The sequence below is a fragment of the Humiphilus diazotrophicus genome (genome assembly GCF_059726315.1).
In genome coordinates this window covers 5,537,046-5,559,204 of sequence record NZ_AP040870.1, presented here as the reverse complement: position 1 = coordinate 5,559,204, position 22,159 = coordinate 5,537,046, and the positions used below count along the sequence as shown (strand labels likewise).

Below are 22,159 nucleotides of genomic sequence, written 5' to 3'. Positions count from 1 at the left end.
CAATGTCGACATTTCATACCGCCCATTCCGCTTCGATCTTTTCCTTCACCCATGACGAGAGGCCCGACAGATTCTTCATGTCTACTCCCTTTATCGATGGCCAGGACTCAGAAACATCCAAATAAGCCCATTCGTCCCGATTATCGCCGTAGACACCTGCGAGCTTACGGTCGTACTCGGCTAGCGCCTCAACAGAGAGACCACTAAGCGCTCTCCCCGGTTTAGCTGTTATTGGCACCTCAAAGGCATTCGCCAAATTAAACGGACTGCGATGACGAATGGAAACACCTACAAAGCTTGGCGGATTGTGCGCAGCGAAAGCATTCTGTTTCCCTGATGGAATGGCCTGCGTCAATGCCTCTGTAAATGAACGGATTGCTTCTAGAGCAAGATCCTTATCCTGCTGAAGATTTTGCAGAAGCTTTTGAGTATCGAGCAATGCATATCTATAGAAGGTAGCCGACTTAAATTCCGTCTGACCAATCATCCTCGCCGAAGCTTCTTCAGAACTGCTCTTATCGTCAACCGCCGTAAAGTAATCGAACTCGCGTTCAACTCGATGCGTACTAATCGCATGCGCAACCTGGCAGGCAGCGTCCTGATTCGCCTCAGGGAGATCGGCTAGCATGCGACCGAAGAGTGCGATGTCGACCGCTTTGCCTCCATTCAAGAGTGCCCGAGTCTGTTTTGCAATTTCCGCAGGAACACTCATCTTGGCTTCTTTCTTGCTCTTTTGCGATCCATCAGTTCCACCATTGCCGAGTTGATCCCAGTGTTGGAGGATCAACTCAACCAATGCCGAGATCTCTTTTTCCCCAAGAAAGAGCAGGTATTCGGTTTTACCATCATTCTTTAGCTTCAGCCCTGCTCCACTCAGAATCCAATCGATCCGACTTCCGGCACTCTCCCTGCCCAAAGTGGCCAGTCTTGTCTCCAATAATTCTTTGAGCTTCTTCGTCCGCACCCCGCAAAAATCATCGTCGAGCAATGCAGATTGCTGAAACACTCCACGTATAGCCCTTTTCCAACACTGGCTACTGACCCGAACGCGGCGAACTCCGCCAAAGATCGCTTCTTTAGGAGATCCGGTATCGTCCCTATTCAAATTTGAAGGAGCGAAACTCTGAATTAAATGGTATTCAACAAACAGGCTCATAGTGGGTTCCCATTCCTTCCTGCCGAGCACTGCTGTCCATCAATACAGGCTCCCAAGATACACCTGAATAAAACTCCTGCATCCACCGGAACTGTATCTGGCTATGTACTTCTTCTCTTGAAGGATCCAGCCAGTAACAGAGATCTTTCAACAGCTCCGTATAATCAACGCCTACATTTTCCTTAGCAAGAATAGTGACAATCTGCCGGAGATGAGTTTTCAGGCTCGATTGTGGAGCTTCAAGCAGAGAGATAAAACGTCTCTCTATGCCGATATGCCGCCCCTCACGACGAGTCATCAGTTGACCACAGCTTCTGGCCAAAGAGCGTAAAGAGGTGGAAGGATGAATTGCAAACAAACCACCTACCAGATATAGCGACAGCCGAACAGGATTCGACTCGTGCATGTCAGAGGCAACAAATGGCTCTACATAGGGATAGGCTGGCGGATAATGACCTAGAGGATATTCCAGACTTAGGCGTAGCTTTGAAATAGCTCCTGAATCTTTCTTCGACAACCGGCAGAGATAGGGAATGAATTCTTCCATGCGATTTTTCATAATTCGCCTACATTTCAAACAGTACTATCTAGATCGTTAATTGTTAGGGACTCTACGAGAGCATTAAATCGTGAGCGATATAAAGCTTCAGCACGAAGCGCAGACCAAGAAGACCCAAGGCTCTTCTCCAGCAGAATCCATACTCTCCCCGCAGCTAAAGCCAAAGCATCCGTCCAATGCCGACGTGCTTCACTAACAGCTCCCGAGGAAATCAGCATCATGACCCGGGGCAATACCCTTTGAAGAGGCGTGAAAAACTCACCTGTCAGCGGACCTTGGTCCAATACCGCTTGTGCTTGAGCAAAGGTTTCTGGGCGATCCGCACCCGGCATAATGCTGGAAAGCATTTTCGTTGCAAGAATACGAAGCTGTCCATGCATATCCTCTGCACGCTTGATTTCTCCCATTAATAATTGAGTAGCCTCTACATCGGAGAAGATCGATACAGGAAGAGTAATCACCATCATGCGCCATCGCAACAACTTAGCCTGATTGCTCGCCAGTCCTCCGACCAGAAGCTTTTGGTCCCCTTTCCCTCCCAGCAATGCGTGTAGCTCTGACGCCCAGGTCAATACTTCAGCCGCACTCGCAAATGAGTTCTGAGAACCAGCTGCGATCAGTAATGAAAGATCCCGCCAAATATCTCGCCCACTACTGAAGTTAAAACGAATTGGTCCACTTTTTCCTTGCCCATAAACGGCCATTGGATCGGGAGGAACATTGTCGCTCAGAGCTAATCCGGGAGCAAAGTGGAGCCAGCGAACCAGATCATCATGCTCGCGCACAAACAACGTAGCTCTGGATATGCGGGTATATTGATCATTCGGTCCTGATACAGATGTGGACTCAGCCTTCAGATCCGATATCTGCACAGCCGGCCTCTCCCATACCGGCAAATCCTCGGATAATGAACTTGATGGAGGATGCAATGCCAAACACAGCGTCTCCGCAAGATTGTTCCCGACTGGAAGAATAGCCGCCGTATTGGCCAGCGGGCCAGCCTTATCGGAAGCACGTAAAACCTTGACCAGCCCGCCCGGACAAAACTGGAGATAGCCCAGAAGCATTTTTATCGCGGCAGCAGGATCGATAGCTACCGGAACAGAATCTCGAGAATGATCGAAAACGGTGGGCGAAGCTCCACATGCGTTGCCGAACGATATTTGAGTCCAGGGCTTAACCTTACTCCTGGTCTCTTTCGATATCGCTAACTCAGCAACCTGCATAAAGGGGTATTCCGGATGGAAAAGCCAAAAACGTTCTCTCCAGGCTGCCCAATATCTCTCAAATACATCGACCGGGAATCCCTCGTTATACCAATGAACCCTGTCGCTATGACTCCATTTCTTCACATATGCACTCATCATGGCACGATGAGTAATTGTCAGTAATAGCCGGTAGAGCGCTATTAGTGTTGTTGGAGAATCCTCCTCCAGAGATCGAATCTCGTGACTCTTCTCAAACAGTTGCCCTAAACCGACATTATTTGCCGAACCGTCGAGCATACGGACACTGATCCACGGCTCATCTATAAGGTTGAACCCCTTACCCATAAGCTTACACATCCACCCCGCAAGCCCTTTCACATGCAGGCCCGCTAAACGCCAACAACTATGGTGCTACAGGTAATTCCGGCCCCTAAATCATCTTAGGTTTCAATGTATAGCAATTCCGTCAAAAGATAGCTGTACTTCATACCTTCTGACCGGCCGTGCTCAAAGACCCAAAATGTTTCGGACATATACGTACATAACTGCATTAGCAGCATGCCTACGTCCTACGCGTCTCACTGTACACATTTGCACGCTAAGCAGATGCTTATAGGTGCACAATGAAGCATATATTTTTTGTTATCGATAGCATCAATGATTTACATCTAGGCTACCCAAGCAGCATCTGATTCGTCATGCGCTTTCATCCCCGCAGATGCAGGGATTTGTCGAGACTAATCAATCAGTCAATACACTATACACCGGTTCATCCCTTTGCTCCTCCGCTCTACGGGAAGAAGGGAGACGGAAAATCAACATCTTATTTTATTTTTGTTTTATTACTGAAACGACTCAATTGTACATCCATTTAACTTAGCCAACAAATCTTCCTATAGCTACGATCCTCGATAGGACAATTTGAAGATTGGTTACATCCCGCTCTGTCTTTGTGCTATCGTTATACATTTCTGTTTTTGCCTCTGTAGTGACACCGGTCACCCTGCTTAGGAATTAGAAATCTAGCTCCGCACAAGATATCTTCCGCTACCACTACGTCATAAAGATTCATTCTGATTTTAGATAACACGACCAGCATGCGTCATCAGTGTCACCCGTCGACAGCTAGGATTTTCACTTAAGGTCACAAGACCTCAAACATCTCATAAATCCACCACGGAAGAATGCGTTTTGCGCCAAGCCACGCAGTTCGTGGTAGGCCTGAATATCGAATCCTATACTGCCTGAGCAAAGGTATATTTCCTCATTGTTATTACACGGTTGATAGGCAACCGAGCTCTCACCTAGTCGACGGTCGGGGAAAAAGAGGCGCGGAGGGTAACGACCGCGCCTGTCCTTGGGTTTATATATAAGGAGGTTTCTCTATGGAAACCTTCCAACACTACTGCAACAGCTTGGTAACTAGCTGCTGGGTGCTATTGGCCTGAGCCAGAGCCGAGATGCCGGTTTGCATCAAGATCTGGTATTTCGACAGATTTGAGGTTGCGGTACCATAATCGGTAGCAACAACGTCGTTCTGGGCGGAGAGTACGTTGGTGGACTGCGTGCTCATAACATTGCTGACCGCTTGCAGGGTGTTGATGGCGGCGCCAGCAGTTCCACGAGATGCAGCAACATTTGCGATTGCTTGGGTGATCTCATTCAGCGCTGCTTGAGCTCCCGTTTGAGTCCCGAGAGACAGAGCGAAAGTTCCGGCCGCCTTAGAAGTCGAACCGGTATCGAAGGTATTTCCCTGCGCATCAACAAAGAGAAAGTTGTTTTCGGTAATCGCTTTTCCGTTGGAGTCAAGATTACCAGCCTGGGCCGCCGTAGCTTGGGAGTATTGCAGGTTGTGACTATCTGCGGCTGCGGCGGCAGAAGCTTCAGCGGGTGTGCTAGCTGTGACTGTCGTACCATCCACCTTGACAACAGTGGTCGATGTTGAACCGGTAGCACCAATCCTGTATACCTTTCCATCCGTCGAATCCGTGAGGATGTAATCGTCTTTATTAATGGTGTTTCCGAGTGCGTCTTTTCCAGTCCCGTCGGCAGTTGCGTCTTGTTTAGTGGTTCCAGTGAAATACTTCGTTGTACTTGTACCGGCACCTAGCCCGTACACCCTACTACCGTTGATTGCAATGTCCTGTGCCGTCGATGTTCCGACATTATATGTCTTGCTGTTAATCGTAACTATATGATCGCCAAGTGAATAGGAATTTCCGAGACTATCAACGCCTGCTTCCGACGCCGCAACATTGTCGCCAGTAGATCCAATAAGGATCTGGGTCTGAAGACCGATCGCCGAAGAATCAACCTGTCCCAAAGCCCTAGTCGAATAAGAACTGGCAACAGTACCGTCTGAGGTAAAAACGCCTACGCCCTTACTAAAGACGTTGATTCCATTGTATTCGGTATTGCTGCTGATCGTATTGATCTGCGTCATAATGGACGAATACTCTGCTTGGGTAGCTGCGAGCTGAGATGAGTTCAGGGTTCCGTTACCAGCTTCCGTGGCCAGAGTTACAGCACGATTCAACAGGCTGGTAATCTGGGACATCGCACCATCGGCAACCTGCAGGAAGTCCACGCCTTCACTTGCGTTCTTTGCCGATTGAGTGAGAGCCGTGGAGGAAGCGCTCAGCGCATCCGACAGCGAAAGTCCTGCAGCATCGTCCGCGCCGGAGTTAATACGCGATCCAGAAGAGAGCTGCTGAAGGGTGGTTTGCAGGTTCTTCTGTGAGTTATTGAGATTGTTCTGCGCATAAATCGCAGAGATATTGTTGAGCACGCCGAGTGACATACTTTTCCCTTTCTCGTTTTGTGGGTAGCCAGCACATAGGCTGGAGTTTTCTAAGATAGGAGGCTTCTAGTGTTGAGCTAGATCATCCTCGGTACTGACCCACTTATCGGTCACGAGAAAGTCGACTTTAGGCTTTGAGGTAGAGGAATCTAAGTTAGATAGATTAATCATAAGTTATTGAACTATCATTCGCTTTTACTTTCCAACACAGTCACTCCTATCCCTTCTAATTGAATCTTTGAATTTTCGCGCATTACTGCACGCACAAGAGCTCTCGATAAATTCCACATTTTCTCCTCTTCATAAGCTCCCGCAAACCACACGGTCCCAAGTAATTAATCTTCACGTTGTCGCCACAATGGTCTTTTACCTTCAAAATGAATCTTTGGCGAGAGAGGCTATTGCGCGTCGTGATGGTGAAACCCGTTTTATTTCGTTATCCGGATTATTCATCAACCTTCAAAAGAGAAGACGCCGTGAAGATGCCGAGTCATATTGAGGCTTGGCCCAAAAAGATGACGGACATTCGAAAATTGAAATTGTTGGGTGGTATGCCGATATTGCGATATCGATAGACGGAAGACTCATCCCTGCTCAGTGCTGGAGGGACTTCATCTTTACAAGCAAAGTGAGTTAAGGCTAGACCAACAAAGATTCAATATCAGTAACCGTGCAGAGCTAAATTTCAACACATGGCTCGGTTATCGATGATGGAAACTTCTGATGACACCATCTCAGCTTGCGCCCGCTTCAAGATTACGGCGAAGGTGGGAACCCACGGTTTTTCTGCCGCTGCCTGTCGACGTAATAAACCAAAACACAATTCTCAACGAATGGTAACTCTTGCCGGAGATCGAGAGCACAATCAGACCATAAATCCACTCCGATCAGAACGGAATTCCTTCCACTTTTTCGACCATCCTCGAAGAACAGAATTTATCAGTCTCAAAGTTGTAAACAAAAGTGGCCACACGCCTTACAACCATTTCTCAATGCTGGCATCCTTTTTAGATGGGCGCATCGTAGCAGAGGAGATCTGCTGCTGATCTGTCCTGTGAAGTGGAATTGTACGTAAATTCACGCTCGGATAGAAATTTTCTATTACACACCCAGGCTTTGCGATGAACCTGTGTAATCGAAATTTTGTACACCTATCAAGTGTCAAAACCTTCTGCGCTGACGTCACAGCATATTGGGTCTACTCAATGACAAACGCCAAATCGACATAAGTTATCTTTAGCCACGTTTGGCAAATGTATTTACCAGATAATAAACAACTTAATCTCCACACAACCGGCTTTAAATCGGCAGAAACGCCCGGTTACTCGATTGGAGGCAGTATGCGCAAATATTTCATGATTCAATCCCACACATCAGCAGAACCGGATTTAATAATCCGTCGGTCTCGACACTATCTCGTTATTTTCGCCCTGCTCTTTGGCCTCACAGCGATGGCTAACGCCCAATACAGGGCCTCGCTTCGAGGAGTGGTTGCAGATACACAGGGCGCTGTCGTCCCAGACACAACTGTGACATTGACAAATAAGGACACGAATCAGAAGTCGGTCAGCAACAGCGATGCGAATGGAATTTATATATTCAATGGTCTGGCGCCAGCCAATTATTCAATTTCGGCCGAGAAGACCGGTTTCAAGAAGAAGGTTCTCGATCATGTTCAACTCATTCCCGAGCAACTGAACTCCCTTAATCTGCAAATGGAAATCGGCGGTGCCGAGGAAACGGTAACTGTATCGGGTACGACGCAGGCATTGGACGCAGAAACTGCTACCGTAAGCTCAACGATAAACAGCAACCAGATCCAACACCTTCCCTCCTTCAATCGGGATATATTCCAACTCGCACAGTTGACTCCGGGTGTCTTCGGGGATGCATCGCAGGCAGGTGGAGGCGGCGCATCCAATACTCCCGGCAATCAGGGACCTGGAGGCACGGCAGGGGGTTCTGGAGGTATTTTCCAGACCGAGAATGGACCTCAAATCCAGACCCGTGGTGGTCAATACGAGACTAATGGCATCACCGTCGACGGAATTAGCACGGCCAGTGCAGTCTGGGGCGGGACTTCCATCATCACTCCCAGCGAGGATTCTGTAGAGAGCCTTAAGGTAGTCTCGAATAGCTACGACGCCGAAAATGGCCGCTTCAGTGGCGCGCAGATTCAAGTCACATCCAAGAGCGGGACCAACGCTCTGCACGGCAGTGCATTCTTTAAGGCATCTCGCCCTGGGTTAAATGCCTATCAACGCTGGAATGGAGTTGGTTCGAACCGCGCAGGCACGCCACAATCTCGCGGACTAAATCGGGATCAAAACCAATTTAATCAATACGGCGGCAGCCTGGGCGGCCCCATCTGGAAAGATAAGGTCTTCGCATTCTTTAACTGGGAGACCAGTCCTCTTGCAGCAAAGACGACAGCACAGGGCTGGTATGAAACTTCACAGTTTCGCTCCAGCGCAGCAGCAAGTGGAAGCATTGCGGCCAAGTATCTTTCCTTCCCAGGAGGAGAGGTCTCTGCCAACGGAATCATTCAGCGAGACTGCGCAAGTATCGGCCTTGTTGAGAATGTAAACTGCAGGGCCACATCGCAGGGATTAGACGTTGGCTCTCCACTCAAAACGGGTCTAGGCCGTCAGGACCTGACGTACGGTGGAAATTCAAACAACCCCGGTATTGGCGGAGGTCTGGATGGCGTGCCTGATTTCGCATTATTCAACTCAGTTAACCCTACTACGACATCTCAGTCGCAATACAATGGGCGTCTCGATGCTAATGTCACACAAAATGATCGGTTAAGCTTCGCCATCTACTGGGTACCTGTAGACCGGACCAACTTTAATGGACCGATTCGCTCCGCTAACCTCTGGCATCATTCACAGGTTAATGATGCTTTCTCGGTAATTTGGAATCACACATTTTCTCCGACACTCCTAAATCAAGCTCGTGCAAATGCTGCAGGCTGGCGCTGGAATGAAGTCGCTTCGAATCCTCAGGCACCCTTCGGCCTTCCACAAGCCAACATCGACGCAATCGGAAGTCCTGTAGGTTCAACTCCAACAACTCCACAATTCTTCGGGGCACCAGGTCCTTCCAATCTGAATCAGTGGACCTACAGCTATAACGATGTCCTCACAAAGGTCGCCGGGCGTCATAACATTAAGGTCGGAGGAGAGTTAACGAGACTTTATTATCTGAATAACCCAGTTGGTTCAGCACGTCCGTCCTACACCTTCCGTAACCTCTGGGCCTTCGCCAACGATGCTCCGTATCAAGAGACGGGTCAATTCGATTCCAAGACAGGCATCCCATTCGCTAATCGCCAAGACAATCGTCAGAATCTTTGGGGCTTCTTCATTCAGGATGATTTCAAGGTCCTGCCTAATCTAACAATTAACGCAGGTTTGCGGTGGTCTTACTTCGGAGCCTTATATTCCAAACAGAATAATCTGGATATACTTCGCTTCGGAACTGGAGCAAATGCTCTCACCGGGATGAACGTCAAGGTAGGAGGAAACCTCTACACCCCACAAAAGAATAATTGGGGACCACAGATCGGCTTCGCTTGGCAACCCTCGCAAGCTCAAGGCAAGCTGGTAGTACGTGGTGGATTCGGAATCAGCTACAACCAGAATCAAATTGCAATTACTTCAAGTGGGAGTGGAAACCCACCCAACGCAGTAAGGGCAAACTTCAACTGCCCTTATCCATACACCACCAATCCAACCTGCACAGGAACCGGAATCATTTATGCAACGGCGAGCGATACCCGGTCCCTATTTGGATACGCTCCAAACCCCAATACGATTACGACCTTTGGACCGGACAATCTTCCGCTCACCGGCTCACCTATTCAACTCAATGGATTTGAGGCGAACCCGAAAACCATCTCTAATTACCACTTTTCCTTGGACACACAATATCAGCTTCCGCTCAATCTAGTTGCAACCCTCGGGTATCAAGGAAGCCTGACTCGCCATCTGCTTGTTCAGAACAACTGGAATGCTGTTGCCATAGGGAACGGGCTGGCTCTTAATCCTAAAGTCAACAACGTTGATATGTTCCTGAACTCCGGAATGGGCAACTATAATGCGATGATTGCAACCATCAAGCACACCTTTTCCCATAGTTTTCAGGCCGAGGCTCAGTATACTTGGGCCAAAACTATGGATGAGAACTCCGGACCTTACTTCCAGGATCCATATCCATACAATAGTCACGCCGCCTATGCACGTTCCGACTACAACGTTCAAAACGCCTTCAAGCTGTTTGGCCTTTGGCAGCCGGTCTTCTTCCATGGAAATTATGGCTGGTTAGAAAAGGTAGCTGGAGGATGGTCGCTCAGCGGCATCTGGAATATACACTCTGGCTTCCCGTGGAATCCGTTCTACAGCACCAACGGCGTGTACTTCCAAGGAAGCGGTTATAGTCAACTTCGCCCTGCTGCCATACGACGTGGGGCGGGATCGAGAACCGATAACAAGGCTTTCCAACAGTCAGCAAATCCAAACTATGGAGGAAATGCTACTCAGTTCTTCGTTGCACCCACCTATGTTCAAGGACCAGGATTTCCGGCCACAGCACCTGCACCCCGACCGGGAATTTCACGGAATAGTTTGAACGGTCCGAGTTACAACGATGTAGACGCAAGTCTCACAAAGGCTTTTGGCCTACCGAAGATGATGATCCTGGGTGAAAACGCAAAGTTCGAAATCCGCGCTGATACCTACAACTTATTCAATAAAACTAATCTCGATGTCGCTCAGATCAACTCCAATATTGGATCAGTTGCTCCTGATGGCACAGTAACCCCGAATCCGAGCTTTGGGGTCGCACAGAAGGCCCTCGGCAGTAGAACGATACAATTGCAGGCACGATTTAGCTTCTAGACCGAAGTTCCACATCCTTAAGGACGAAAAGGTGTGCGAATTCAGAGGGATAAGTGCAGAGAGCGAATCGGGGTCTGGGTACAGTTTAGAAAGCAGGGGCAACGCCGAGCAGTTCAAAGGCGCGGCGTTGCAGCGGCGTAGGTGTAGAGATCATTTGCATGGAATGGTCGGTAACAGAGACTTGATTGAGAGTCAGAGTAGCCAAGTCTTCGAGTAGCGTGGAGAAGCTATGGACAGCAAGGCCGTCAGCGGAGCGATGGTTTTGCCGCTTTTCCAGAGCCGCTGGGGAACGATGAGCTGGAGCTACGACGGAAGGACGAAGAGCCTCCCCTGCTTGAGGCTCTTCGTCGGTAAATAGCAAGGAGGCGAGAGCTTGTTTGAGATGCCATTCGACATAGGCCGCCAGCAAGCATAACAGGACATGAGCCCGAACGCGGTTAGCCAAGTGATGGTGAATCGGCCGCACCTTCAGATCAACACTCTTCAAGCTACGAAAGGTTCGTTCCACCACCGACAGACGCTTATAGTTGCGCACCGTCTGTTCTGCGGAGAGCTGCTGCTGGGCAACGCTGGTGCGAAGCACATAGATGCCGTCCAGGGCCGCTTCTTGAGCAATGCTGTCTAAGTTACGTCGATAGGTGAAACGGGTCTCCTCGACGGTGAACTGAAAATGCTTGCCCATTTTGTATCGGCCCAGAGCTTTTCCAATAGCGATGCCGATCTTCTCCTTACCTCGTAGGGGACGTCTGTTGCGTTTGCTGGCGGCAACAATCTGCTCCAGCCGCTTTTCTGTGGCAGCTAAAAGCTCCTGACGTTTGCGCGAGCGTTCTTCGGCCAATAAAGGGTTACGACAAGCGATGAGTCGCTCTCCGGCGTAGTCGGGATGAGAGATCTCAGCGAAGTCTTGCTGGTCAAACAAAGACAGCTGCAGGCATCCAGAATCCACCAGACTGCGAATCTGTACGCTACGCAAGGCGGTGATCCAATCCAGTCCGGAGTTGCGCAAATCCTGTTCGATGCGGGCGCTGGTCAACATGCCTCGATCGCCCACCAGGATGACCTGTTGCAGATCAAAGCGGGTGCGTAACTTTTCCACTTGAACGGCAACGGTCTTCGGATCGGCCGTGTTGCCCTCAAAGACTTCCACTGCAAGGGGCCGTCCGTCTTGATCGGTCAGCAGACCGAAGACAATTTGCAAGTTGCCTGAACGCTCATCGCGGGAATGACCATACTGTGCAAGTGGACAATGCCGACCCTCAAAATACGTGGAGGTTACATCGTAGAGCACTAAACAGCCTTGCTGCAGATGGCGCTTGGCCAGTTGCTTTTCAATCGACTCCTGGCGCTCGAACAACCAGTCCATGGCGCGATACAGTTCCTCTTCGCTCACAGATCCCAGCCCCAGACAGGCCCCTAAGCTGCTGGAGGCGGTCTCGGCTTCCAAGCCCCGTACGGTAGCCAACTTCGAAGCTGGCTCAAGGATCCTAGCCACGATCATGGCTACAACCAGATCGCGTTCCCGACAAGACTCTCGACACACCAGGCGCTCCAGTCCTAGCTGACGCAGAGTGCCCAAAGCAGCAGCAACGTGACCATGAGGTAAGGAGCGGTTGATGGTGAAGGCTCCGTTGAGCGGGATCATCGACTCGCCCTTGAGTACCAAGCGCAGACTATCGATCTGCTCCTGCGGCCAGTCGGAAAGGTTGGCCAGGGTAACCTTGCGAATCTTCTTGCCTTCGCGAACGGCCTGCCGCAGCAGTACGGCTGGAGGAGAGTTGCGGTTGGGCACGACGTCGATGTACATGGCCAGCAATATGCATCATTAACAGCACGACGTCAAGCGATGATTTTGATATTACATGGGTACATTTTCATGTAATCAACAAAGACATACTCTGCTTATCTCACTTATCAGTAAGGTGCTTATCTCTCCCTTTGCTCCTTTTCTAAGCTGGAACTTCGGTCTAGAAGTAAAACCAGCGTCGCGCTAATCCCGCGCCAATACGGTAATGCGCAGGTTTCCTGAACGGAAGACCTGCGCAAGGATTTGCGGCTCAGACTACATCTACGCTGGTTTTACACTGTTTTCAATTCCGAACGAGGGCATGTTCTAGACACGCCCTCGTCGTTCTTCTTAATACTCACTGATAAAATCTCTATTTAGATATCAGCTTGTTCTTCCGGGAGGAACTCATCTTGCGTTGTCTTCACTCACGCTCCCTTTTATTGCTTGCGGTTTTGATATTTCTTTCTGCCTCTCATTCTTTCGGTCAGGAGAAGATAGAGATTAATGCGCAAGCACCAGGCACCCCTTTTTCGCACTTTTGGGAGCAAATGTTTGGTTCTGGGAGAGCGATACTGTCACTGCGTGAGAGCTATCGCAATGACCTGCGCGCAGTCAAGCAGGTTACAGATTTTCGTTACGTCCGTTTTCACGCTATTCTGCATGACGAGATTGGGGTCTACAACGAAGACGAGCACGGCAATCCGGTCTATAACTTTTCTTACGTGGACCAAATCTACGATGGACTGCTAAAGAATGGTGTCAGACCTGTCGTCGAAATAAGCTTCATGCCAAAGAAGCTTGCCTTTAATCCCGATGCGTTACATCCTTTTTGGTACAAGCAAAACGTCTCTCCGCCAAAGAGCTGGGAACGATGGGACGATTTGATGACGCACCTTGCCCGGCACCTGGTAGAACGTTATGGCATCGATGAAGTATCCCAGTGGTACTTCGAAGTTTGGAACGAACCGAACATTGACTTTTGGAATGGAATTCCTCGGCAGAAGAGCTATTTCGAACTTTACGATCACACCGCAAAAGCTTTGAAGGCCGTAAATCCACGTTTACGAGTGGGAGGTCCCGCAACTGCTGCATCCGAATGGGTAGACGATTTTCTGAAGCATGCAGCAGAAAACCACGTCCCCGTAGACTTTGTGACAAGCCATGGCTATGCCGACGATACCGTCGAAAACCTCTTTGGCACAAAAGAAGATATCCCCATGGATGATCGCGTGTGCCGGGCAATCGGTAAGGTAAGAAAGCAAATTCAAGCCTCGGCGATGCCGAATCTTCCTCTCTTCTGGACGGAGTGGAATGTACAAGGAATGAACGAGTCGCGAGACACTTCGTTCGTGGCCACCGGCCTGGCAAACACAATTCGTGAATGCGATGGATTAGTGGACATGATGTCGTTCTGGACCTTCTCGGACGTCTTTGAAGAGGGAGGTCCAATTCCTCGCCCCTTTATCGGTGGATTTGGACTTCGAGCAAAAGGCGGCATCAATAAACCAAGCTATTACGGCTATGCACTACTTCATCAACTCGGGGATCAGCGTATCGCTAATTCCTCTTCCAAGGTCCTGGTCACAAAACGGAAAGATGGAAGTCTCGTAATTGCCTTATGGAATCTCGTCGATCCTGACAAAACAGGATCGGCAAAAACCATTCAACTAGCTATCCAAGGAGTTCCGGGAAATGCCTCTGCAACAATCAGTCGGGTAGATGAAACACACGGAAATACGCTCGCGGCTTACAAAGCTATAGGAAGTCCCGAAGACCCGACTGAAGCGCAGGTAGAACAGTTGAATCAGAAAACAGAGCTAGGATCGCCAGAGCAGCAAACCCTAAGAGATGGGAAGTTGAATCTGACTTTAGGCCCCAATGCTCTTCTGCTTATTACCATCGGGAATCATCCGGTGTCAGCACGCTGACACCGGATGAAGTAAAAGCACTTTGCTATTGCACGTTTACGGTGGTGGTTAGTCTGATGTCCTTCGAAGAACTACCCACCATCAAGCTAACAGGCTCTTCTTCCACTTTGAACCCTGACAGCTTTTCATCGTAATAAGCGAGAGCTGAAGCGCTGAGAGGAATACTCACTGTCCTGGTTTCGTGAGGCTTGATACTAACCCGACGAAACCCCTTCAGCTCTTGATTTGGGCGTTCGACTTTCGATTGCGGATGCTTCGCATAAAGCTGAACGACCTCATCACCCTCCCTATTACCTGTATTCGTCACATTTACACTTACAGTAATAGTTCCGTCCTTTGCGAACACCGGCGAACTGGTCTTTAGGTTGGAATAACGGAAATTCGTATAGCTCAAGCCAAAGCCAAAGGGATAGAGTGGCTCCCCCTTGAAGTACATATAGGTCCGTCCATGGCGGATGTCATAATCCATCATCGGAGGCAGCTGATCCACAGACTTAGGCCATGTCGTTACCAGGCGACGACCCGGATTGTAGTCTCCGAACAGAGCCTTCGCTAGCGCCGTCCCTTCGTCTTGGGAGGAGTGAGCCATGTGGAGAATTGCGGGTACGTGCTCCTGAGACCAGTTGATGGTGTACGGGAAGCTGGAAATTAGCATGACAATCGTCTTGCGGTTGGCTGCGTAAACCTGCTTGATTAATTGCTCCTGTGCAAGATCGAGGCTTTCGCGATCGCGTCCTTCACGACCATCGCTAGGGACAGAACAGGGGAGGGTCCCGCCTCCATCGTATGGGGTGTTATGCCAATCATGTGGCATATCTGGGCCGCAGGTGGGATCATTGCCAACGACAACCACGGCAACGTCGGCAGATCTTGCAGCAGTGAATGCCGCTTGCCCAATTTCATCCGCCGCGTAAGTAACCTTCACGCCCGGGCCAACCGCATCTTTGATCCCCTGCAATGGAGTAATCGCATAAGGCGGAATACCTCCGTACCAATCCCAGTGAACGGAATCAGCCAGCGGCCCAATTACCGCAATCGACTTGATGGCTGTTTTATCGAGAGGCAAAAGCGAATCTGCATTCTTTAGCAAGACTACAGATTCCAGCGCCATCTTTTGAGAAATGGCACGGTCTTTTTCGGTATTCCAAGGCTCGGGTGAATCCTTGATGGAAGCGTAAGGAACCATCTCAGGAGTATCGAGTAAACCTAGTCGAATCGAGACGCGGAACTTAGGACGAAGCAATTCGTCAATTTCCGCCTCCGTGATAGAGCCATTCTTTAAAGCGGCCTTCGTTTCGTCCCTGTACACATCGAGGAACTGGTTAATGCCGGCCTTCAAACAGGCAACGACAGCCTCTTTCTGGGTTACAAAACGCTTGTGATCGGTGACCAGAAGTTTTACCGCACCGCCATCACTCGACAGTACTTCAACACCCCATTTATCCCGAACAATGCTTTTCAGGATGGGGTTGATTGCCATCGGCGTCCCGTTCCAGGCATTGTAGGAAGCCATAATTCCCTTTGCCCCGCCCTCCAGAAAGCCCATGCGGAACGGCACGGAATAGTACTCCCAGAACAAACGCTGATCGAAGTTCGAGGAAGAACTTGTCCGATAATTCTCATTGCTATTGGCAAGGAAATGCTTCAGCAACGCGGCTGACTGCCAATACTTTGGATCGTCCCCCTGCAAACCTTTAATGAAGGCTACAGCCATCGTTCCGTTGAAGAATGGATCTTCTCCATAAACTTCCTCTGTCCGCCCCCAGCGAGGATCGCGAGCCAGATCGGACTGCGGACCCCACAGCATCAGAATCTGGCGATCAAACTTCTCCGTTTGGGTAACAAACCTGGCTTCGTAACCTTGAACACCAGCGGCTTGGCGAACCAGGTCGGAATCCCAAGATTCCCCCATCCCCGGAGGCTGAGGAAATTGCGTAGTAGGAATCATGGAGCGATTGCTCAATCCTCCTCCACGTTGGACGACACCATGAATCCCCTCCGAGCTGCCAAAACTCTTTACTCCTAGCCGCGAAACGGCAGTTCGAGTCCCTAGACAGTCGATTTTTTCGTCTATTGTCATCAGGGAAAGAAGGTTGGTAATCCTACTCTCCACAGGCAATTTAGGATCACGGAAGGGATACTTGGGTTGTTGCGCTAAAGCCGGAACAAACCCCAAGGCCAGAAGGCACAGTATGCCAGGAAGTCGTTTTTGCATTGTAACCATCTACCCTTTTCTTGCCACCGGAGTCCCAAACTGAGTTGGGATCTATCTGACGGGCAGGTTTTTAAACGCACTAAGGCTATCATGGCTATCCCAGAATATGAGGTGAGATGAGCTGGCTGGTGCAATAGGCGGAATTTGAATCACGATGGACTGAGGCCAGGCCGATACGCGCGGAGGAGCGGTATTCACGTCGATTGACATCCGCCTGTTATCCTAAGGGCACTCGTTATTTAGAGCATTTCAGATTCTAGCTAGAAAGAATTCACGGCAGGCCAGCTGAGATCTCCGGCTCCGGCCTTGCTCCAGAGGAAAACCATGGCAGCTTTAATTGACGCCATCGACGTAAAGCGCAAGATGTACTTTGAGTTTGAAAACGTGCCGTACTATTGCTTGGAGTCCGAGATCTCCACGCCGACGGCCCGAGGCGGACAAACATTGGTCCGGCTGAAGATGCGTAATATGCTTACCCGCGCGGTCTTCGATAAGACATTCAAGGCAAGTGACAAATTTAAAGAGCCCGACCTGGAAACTGTCGAGGCATCCTATCTGTACAGCGATGCCGATGGATATTACTTCCTGGATCAGGAGAGCTTTGAAACACTGACACTCACGAGTGAGATGATCGGAGATGGCACCGGATTTCTTACAGAGGGCCTGATCGTTCAGGTCGACAAATATAACGGTAACCCCATCAGTTTGCAATTGCCTGCACAGGTAGAGTTGACCGTTACAGACACCGAGCCGGGAGTTCGCGGCGATACAGCCAGCGGAAGCGTCACGAAAAAGGCCACTCTCGAGACGGGACTCGAAATCAGGGTACCTGTCTTCATCAAAGAGGGTGAAAAGGTCAAGGTGTACACAGAAACCCGCGAATTTGCCGGGCGCGCCTGATTCTCTTCTAGAAGAAGACTATTTGGTCATCGAGTGAGGGCGTTTCTACCCTTCACTCGATGACCAAACAATCAGTTACTACTTTGTAAAGGCTACTTCTACCGGTACAGCCTCGATAGAATTCGCAAATTGTAATTTCAAGATGCCATTTGAATAGCTGTATTGATCCTTCGTTACTGCTTTTCCATTGATCAATACCTGCTTGGGAGCCTTGGCGAGCGCAATACTTACGACAGCATTGGTATCGCCGATTCCATCAGCTTTGAAGCTCAGCTTCTGTGTCGTAACCTGCTCATCCCGAATTCGACAGGCAGCAGCAATCACTCTGGGCTTGGAATCACGCTTGCTCACATCGAGATCGATGAGGAATTTGCGGGAGCTCGGCCCTAAAGTGACACTCGTCACCACTTGTTGCTGTGCGTCAAAGAGATCGAGGTACCGTCCCTGTAGCACATAAGATTTTGCATTGGGCAATGACTCGTCTAGTCCAGCCGCAATCACGTAAGGTCCACGGCGAAGAACCAGGGCATTCGATTCTTTCCATGGAACCTTTGTTGCAGTTGCAGCCTCATGCACAACTTTGCGCAGAGCCTCACCGCCGTCTTCGGCTCTCGTAAACGCTGCCGGAGAGTGACGCTCGGAGAAGACGACACCCTGGCCTACATGATGAAGACCTGCTGCATCTGCCTCCAGGCCCAGAGTCTGGAATAGATGCTGACGCGGAGTCTTGAAAGAGTTCGGAGCAGTATTCCACCATTCCCGAACAGAGTTGTATGGATCGTCATCGTTGTCGACGACAACCAGTGCTCCGCCCTTCCGAACCCATTCGGCCAATGCTGAATGGAATTCCGGGGTCGGAGGCTTCTGGCCCTCGTAGGTGAGGAGCAGCAATTTGTAGCGAGACAAGAATCCGGGTGCCGTTGCGCTTTCAATCTGTACAGGCTCGACCGGCACACCATGCTTGATCAGAGGCAGGGCCAATCCGTAGAAAGAGCCGAGCTTCGAATCGGATGGCGTGGGGGCCGCACGTTCAAACATCATCGTATCCGAGACCAGTACGCCAAGCCCCTCAGTACCAGAGCTCTGCCAATGCACATCGGACTGCTTCATATCGCCCAGTGCGCTGATCACGGCTTGAAGCTCGGTCTCATATGCCTTCGGAATACCGACTTTTTCAACGGCATTCCCGTCCTCTGTACCAGTGCCACCTTTTGCCCGGTACTTGCCGTTGAAGATTCTCTCGGGCCAAGGCATGATCTCGTAACGCCAGACCTCGGGCTGCATCAAGGAAGCTGTCAACGTACTCTCCCAGTTTGTCCGGTAATCCTCCCAATCGTGATTCGGATTGTCTTCTATCGGATCATTGAGATACCAGACGCGACGCCCGGAAGCACGAACAAGGTTCTGCATCGCACCGTACTCGAGAAAGGCAGTTTCGAAGGTGCGTTCCTTGAGCGTTCCCTGATAAAAATTGGGCTCACGCGCCGTCCCTGTCCAGACCTGTGCAATATAGCCATCGGCACCTACATTAATCAAAGAAGACTCAGGGCTCACAATTGCCCAATTCGCATAATTGATCAGTGAGTGGGTAGGTACGTAACAGCGAATATTACGTCCGTGCTCTTTCCCGTACTCTTTGGCAAAGGTAAAGATCTGTTCCAGAGCTCTCCGATAGAGAAAATACTTAAGCTTGGAAGTACGATACTGCGCATCCGGAGAGGAGTTCGGAGCCTGCCAGTCCTCTTTGTAGTATGACTTCCATTCCCGCTTGAAGTTTTCCTCCCATCCACTACGCGCCCAAAATTCCGGCTCTTCCAGATAGACAGCTTCGGCTCCGGCATCGAGGGCTCGCTTGACCCCAACGGTCAAATACCTTCCATAGTTCTCTCCTGGAGAGATGTAGGGCACGGTAGGACCGTGTTGAATCAGTTCTCCATTACTCTGCTTCTGGGCCTGATCCCAATGGTCCATGCCGTCGAATTTGCCATTTAGATAATCCTGATACTCGCCCCAGGCTACCCCGGTCATCACTTGGAGTTTGTAATCGTGCTGACGCCAGGTATCCAGCCGTGATGGAAGTGAAGATTCAATTCCATACGCCATTACAACATCAGCATTCAGGTTGATGCGCGGCGACCAGGGAGCATGCGTTTGAAAGCTTAGCCTCTCATCGTCGATTCGCTCTTTTGTGGCACACACATTCTGGGCTGTTGCTATATTGGCAAGCATCAGCTGCGACAACGTCAAGCCAAATACGAGTTTTACTATTCTCACGCCCAATTCATCCTTCCATTTCTAAACTATTTAGCTATGCGAAGCAGCTGTCATAGAAAAGAACAGCTTTGCTCCTCCAGCAATCGCATGATGCGAAAGGTTATTCCCAACAGCAGGCTTTCCATTCACGGTAATGTGGTCGCAGTAAAGATTGCGCGGTCCATTATTGGGGGCTTCAATGATTGTCTGGTTTCCATCGGGAAGATGTACCGTCATCCGATTGAACAATGGTGCTCCCAGAACATAGCTCGGCTTTCCGGGACAGAGTGGGTAGAAACCAAGAGAGCTCAGAATATACCACGCTGCCATCGCCCCCGTGTCCTCGTCTCCTGAAAAGTCATCCGGCGTATACAGTTTGTCCAGCACGCGTCTCACCCAATACTGCGTAAGGTCCGGACGTCCGGCTGCACTAAACAAATAGAGTACGTGATGTACGGGCTGATTGCTGTGAGCATACTGGCCAAAATCGACGGCAGCCATTTCAGACATCTCATGAATCTCGAAGCCGTAGGCTCCTACCTCGAAACGTGGCGGCAGATGCAACATTTCTTCCAAATATCCGACGAAGGCTTTCTTCCCACCCATAGCCTCAATCAATCCATCCGTATCATGTGGCACGGCGAATCGATGCTGCCATGCTGCGCCTTCCACATAAGGACTGCCCCAGACAAAGGGATCGAAGGGCTCCAACCAGCTTCCATCCGATAATTTCCCGCGCATGAATCGAGTCTTGGGATCGAATACCTGGCGCCAGTTCTGAGAGCGCTGCTCAAACATGGCAGCGTCTCCCTCTTTTCTTGCAGCCTTTGCAACCTGAGCTATACAGAAATCTCCGTAGGCAGAATCCAGAGTCTCCGCTGTAGCTTGCGATACCCGATCACAAGGAATATAGCCAGACTTAAGGTAATATTCGATTCCACGACGACCATAGCCTCCGTCAGGATTTCCCGGTTGGGTTGCGTGCTTCTTCAGAGCAAGATATGCAGCTTCGACGTCAAAACCAGAAATACCTTTGGCGGCCGCATCTCCAAAGGCAGAGTCGATGAGGCTTCCTGTCATGCAGGAACGATAGCCAGGACACGGGAATTGCGGTAACCAGCCACCCTCGGCGGCGGCATTTACCCACGCTTGAAGGATTTCTCCCAGACGTTGGGGATTGAGTATCGACATAAGCGGATACCAGGCACGATACACATCCCAAAAGCCATGGTCGGCATACATTACGCCGGAAGAGATCTTTCCGGTATACGGGCTGTAATGAACCGGATTCCCACTCGCATCAGATTCATGCAACATGTGGGGAAACAAAAATGCACGGTACAGAGCGGAGTAGAAGGTTCGATTTTGAGCCTCAGTACCGCCTTCAATCTTGATGCGACCTAATTCCTTTTCCCAAATATTAGCGGCACTGCTATGCAGTTCCTCGAAGCTCTTGCCACCCTGTTCAAGCTTCAGATTTCTTTGAGCCTGCTCGGCGGAGATGAACGAACTCGCAACCCGAATGTGAACGGGCTTCCCGGTCTCTGCTCTAAAGCGGAGTACTCCAACCTTCCGGCCTTGAAGTGTCTTTACGTTGAAGCTCGTGATGGTTGTGTCTACCTGCACCAGGTAATAAGCGCCGAATCCGGATTGAACACCGCCACTATTTGCCCGGGTAATGCCAATGATAAGACCGCTAGATTGCTGGTCGCTGAATTCAGCATCGTCTCCGGGAAGATCGACCATGAAGCCAGCTTGTCCTGATTCCTTGAAAGTCGCACGGAAAATTGCGCACCTTTCCGTTGGAACCATCTCCAATTGACATCCATAGCGCAACAAATCAAGTTTCAGATAATTAGGATTCAGAACGCGGGTATCTTCTCGATACGAGGAAGCGCGACCCCCAGGTGAAGGAGAAGGATCACCCATAAAGGGAAGTAGTGTCGCATAACCATAATCGCTGAGCCAGGGACTCAATTGGTGTGTGCAACGAATGCCTTCGATTCTGTTGTCGGAAGAATGAAAAAACCACGGTTGTGCTTCTTCTCTCGTCTGCAGCGTCCAGTGTGCCATTCCGAACGGCATCGCGATAATAGGAAGAGTATTCCCTCTAGAGAACAATCTGCTTGAATTGGTTCCCTGCAGAATATTTACCCAGTCGATAAGTCTGCCTGACGAACCAGATTTAATACCGGTGCTCTCTTTACCCCTGGAGTGTGTTCGATTCTCTGAGTTCTTCTGCACAAGCTCGGCATTCGCCGACATCACTTTTCCAGCTATTGCAACTGTAGCAGCGCCTTTCCCGGCGTTTTTCAGAAAATCGCGTCTGCTAGTAATCTTCGGGTTGTTCTCCACTTCCAATCTCTCCATGCTCCTCTGCCCACAAATATCAGCACCGGGCAGAACTAAATAAACGGGCGTTGTTGACATCATTGGAAGGCACACCTGGAGAG

The 22,159-nt window shown here is 50.1% G+C and carries 11 protein-coding genes; 3 read left to right on the top strand and 8 right to left on the bottom strand.

All coding sequences use genetic code 11. The features are described from left to right. Positions 1-13 precede the first annotated feature (13 nt). From cas7e to AC6I7T_RS22895, 4 genes are all read right to left on the bottom strand, one after another. Entirely contained in the window at positions 14-1,156 is a 1,143-nt protein-coding gene (gene cas7e / locus AC6I7T_RS22910) for a type I-E CRISPR-associated protein Cas7/Cse4/CasC (protein WP_497790068.1), read from the bottom strand. Then, positions 1,140-1,715: a type I-E CRISPR-associated protein Cse2/CasB gene (casB, locus tag AC6I7T_RS22905; RefSeq protein WP_497790067.1), complete on the bottom strand. Its 576-nt coding sequence runs from the start codon at positions 1,713-1,715 to the stop codon at positions 1,140-1,142. Before casB ends, cas7e begins: the two co-directional genes overlap by 17 nt. Positions 1,716-1,729: 14 nt before the next feature. After that, complete coding sequence (casA, locus tag AC6I7T_RS22900) at positions 1,730-3,268, bottom strand: type I-E CRISPR-associated protein Cse1/CasA (RefSeq protein WP_497790066.1); 1,539 nt, start codon at positions 3,266-3,268, stop codon at positions 1,730-1,732. A 1,057-nt stretch (positions 3,269-4,325) separates the two neighbouring features. Beyond that, positions 4,326-5,723, bottom strand: coding sequence for a flagellin N-terminal helical domain-containing protein (locus tag AC6I7T_RS22895; protein WP_497790065.1), 1,398 nt, complete (start codon positions 5,721-5,723; stop codon positions 4,326-4,328). A gap of 1,340 nt (positions 5,724-7,063) precedes the next feature. Here AC6I7T_RS22895 and AC6I7T_RS22890 point away from each other — a divergent pair. Continuing rightward, positions 7,064-10,624 carry a TonB-dependent receptor gene (locus AC6I7T_RS22890; RefSeq protein WP_497790063.1) on the top strand — a complete coding sequence of 1,187 codons (3,561 nt, stop codon included), beginning with the start codon at positions 7,064-7,066 and terminating at the stop codon, positions 10,622-10,624. Between the two features lie 85 nt (positions 10,625-10,709). On the opposite strand, the gene AC6I7T_RS22885 is transcribed toward AC6I7T_RS22890, so the two are convergent. Further along, entirely contained in the window at positions 10,710-12,428 is a 1,719-nt protein-coding gene (locus AC6I7T_RS22885; RefSeq protein ID WP_497788306.1) for an IS1634 family transposase, read from the bottom strand. 368 nt (positions 12,429-12,796) lie between these two features. Between AC6I7T_RS22885 and AC6I7T_RS22880 the strand changes: the two genes are divergently transcribed. Next, positions 12,797-14,338: a GH39 family glycosyl hydrolase gene (locus tag AC6I7T_RS22880; RefSeq protein WP_497790062.1), complete on the top strand. Its 1,542-nt coding sequence runs from the start codon at positions 12,797-12,799 to the stop codon at positions 14,336-14,338. Positions 14,339-14,363: 25 nt separating this feature from the next. Here the strand turns inward: AC6I7T_RS22880 and AC6I7T_RS22875 are convergent, their stop codons facing one another. Beyond that, entirely contained in the window at positions 14,364-16,553 is a 2,190-nt protein-coding gene (locus AC6I7T_RS22875) for a glycoside hydrolase family 3 C-terminal domain-containing protein (protein ID WP_497790060.1), read from the bottom strand. A gap of 324 nt (positions 16,554-16,877) precedes the next feature. Here AC6I7T_RS22875 and efp point away from each other — a divergent pair, with 324 nt between their 5' ends. After that, on the top strand, positions 16,878-17,453 hold the full coding sequence (efp, locus tag AC6I7T_RS22870; RefSeq protein ID WP_497790059.1) for an elongation factor P: 576 nt from the start codon (positions 16,878-16,880) through the stop codon (positions 17,451-17,453). 78 nt (positions 17,454-17,531) lie between these two features. Here the strand turns inward: efp and AC6I7T_RS22865 are convergent, their stop codons facing one another. Both AC6I7T_RS22865 and AC6I7T_RS22860 read right to left on the bottom strand, forming a co-directional pair. Further along, positions 17,532-19,727 (bottom strand): hypothetical protein, encoded by a 2,196-nt coding sequence (locus AC6I7T_RS22865; protein WP_497790058.1) that lies wholly within the window; start codon positions 19,725-19,727, stop codon positions 17,532-17,534. Between the two features lie 30 nt (positions 19,728-19,757). Further along, the gene (locus AC6I7T_RS22860) at positions 19,758-22,076 is read right to left on the bottom strand and encodes a GH92 family glycosyl hydrolase (protein WP_497790057.1); all 2,319 of its coding nucleotides are present in this window, start codon (positions 22,074-22,076) and stop codon (positions 19,758-19,760) included. Positions 22,077-22,159: the final 83 nt, after the last annotated feature.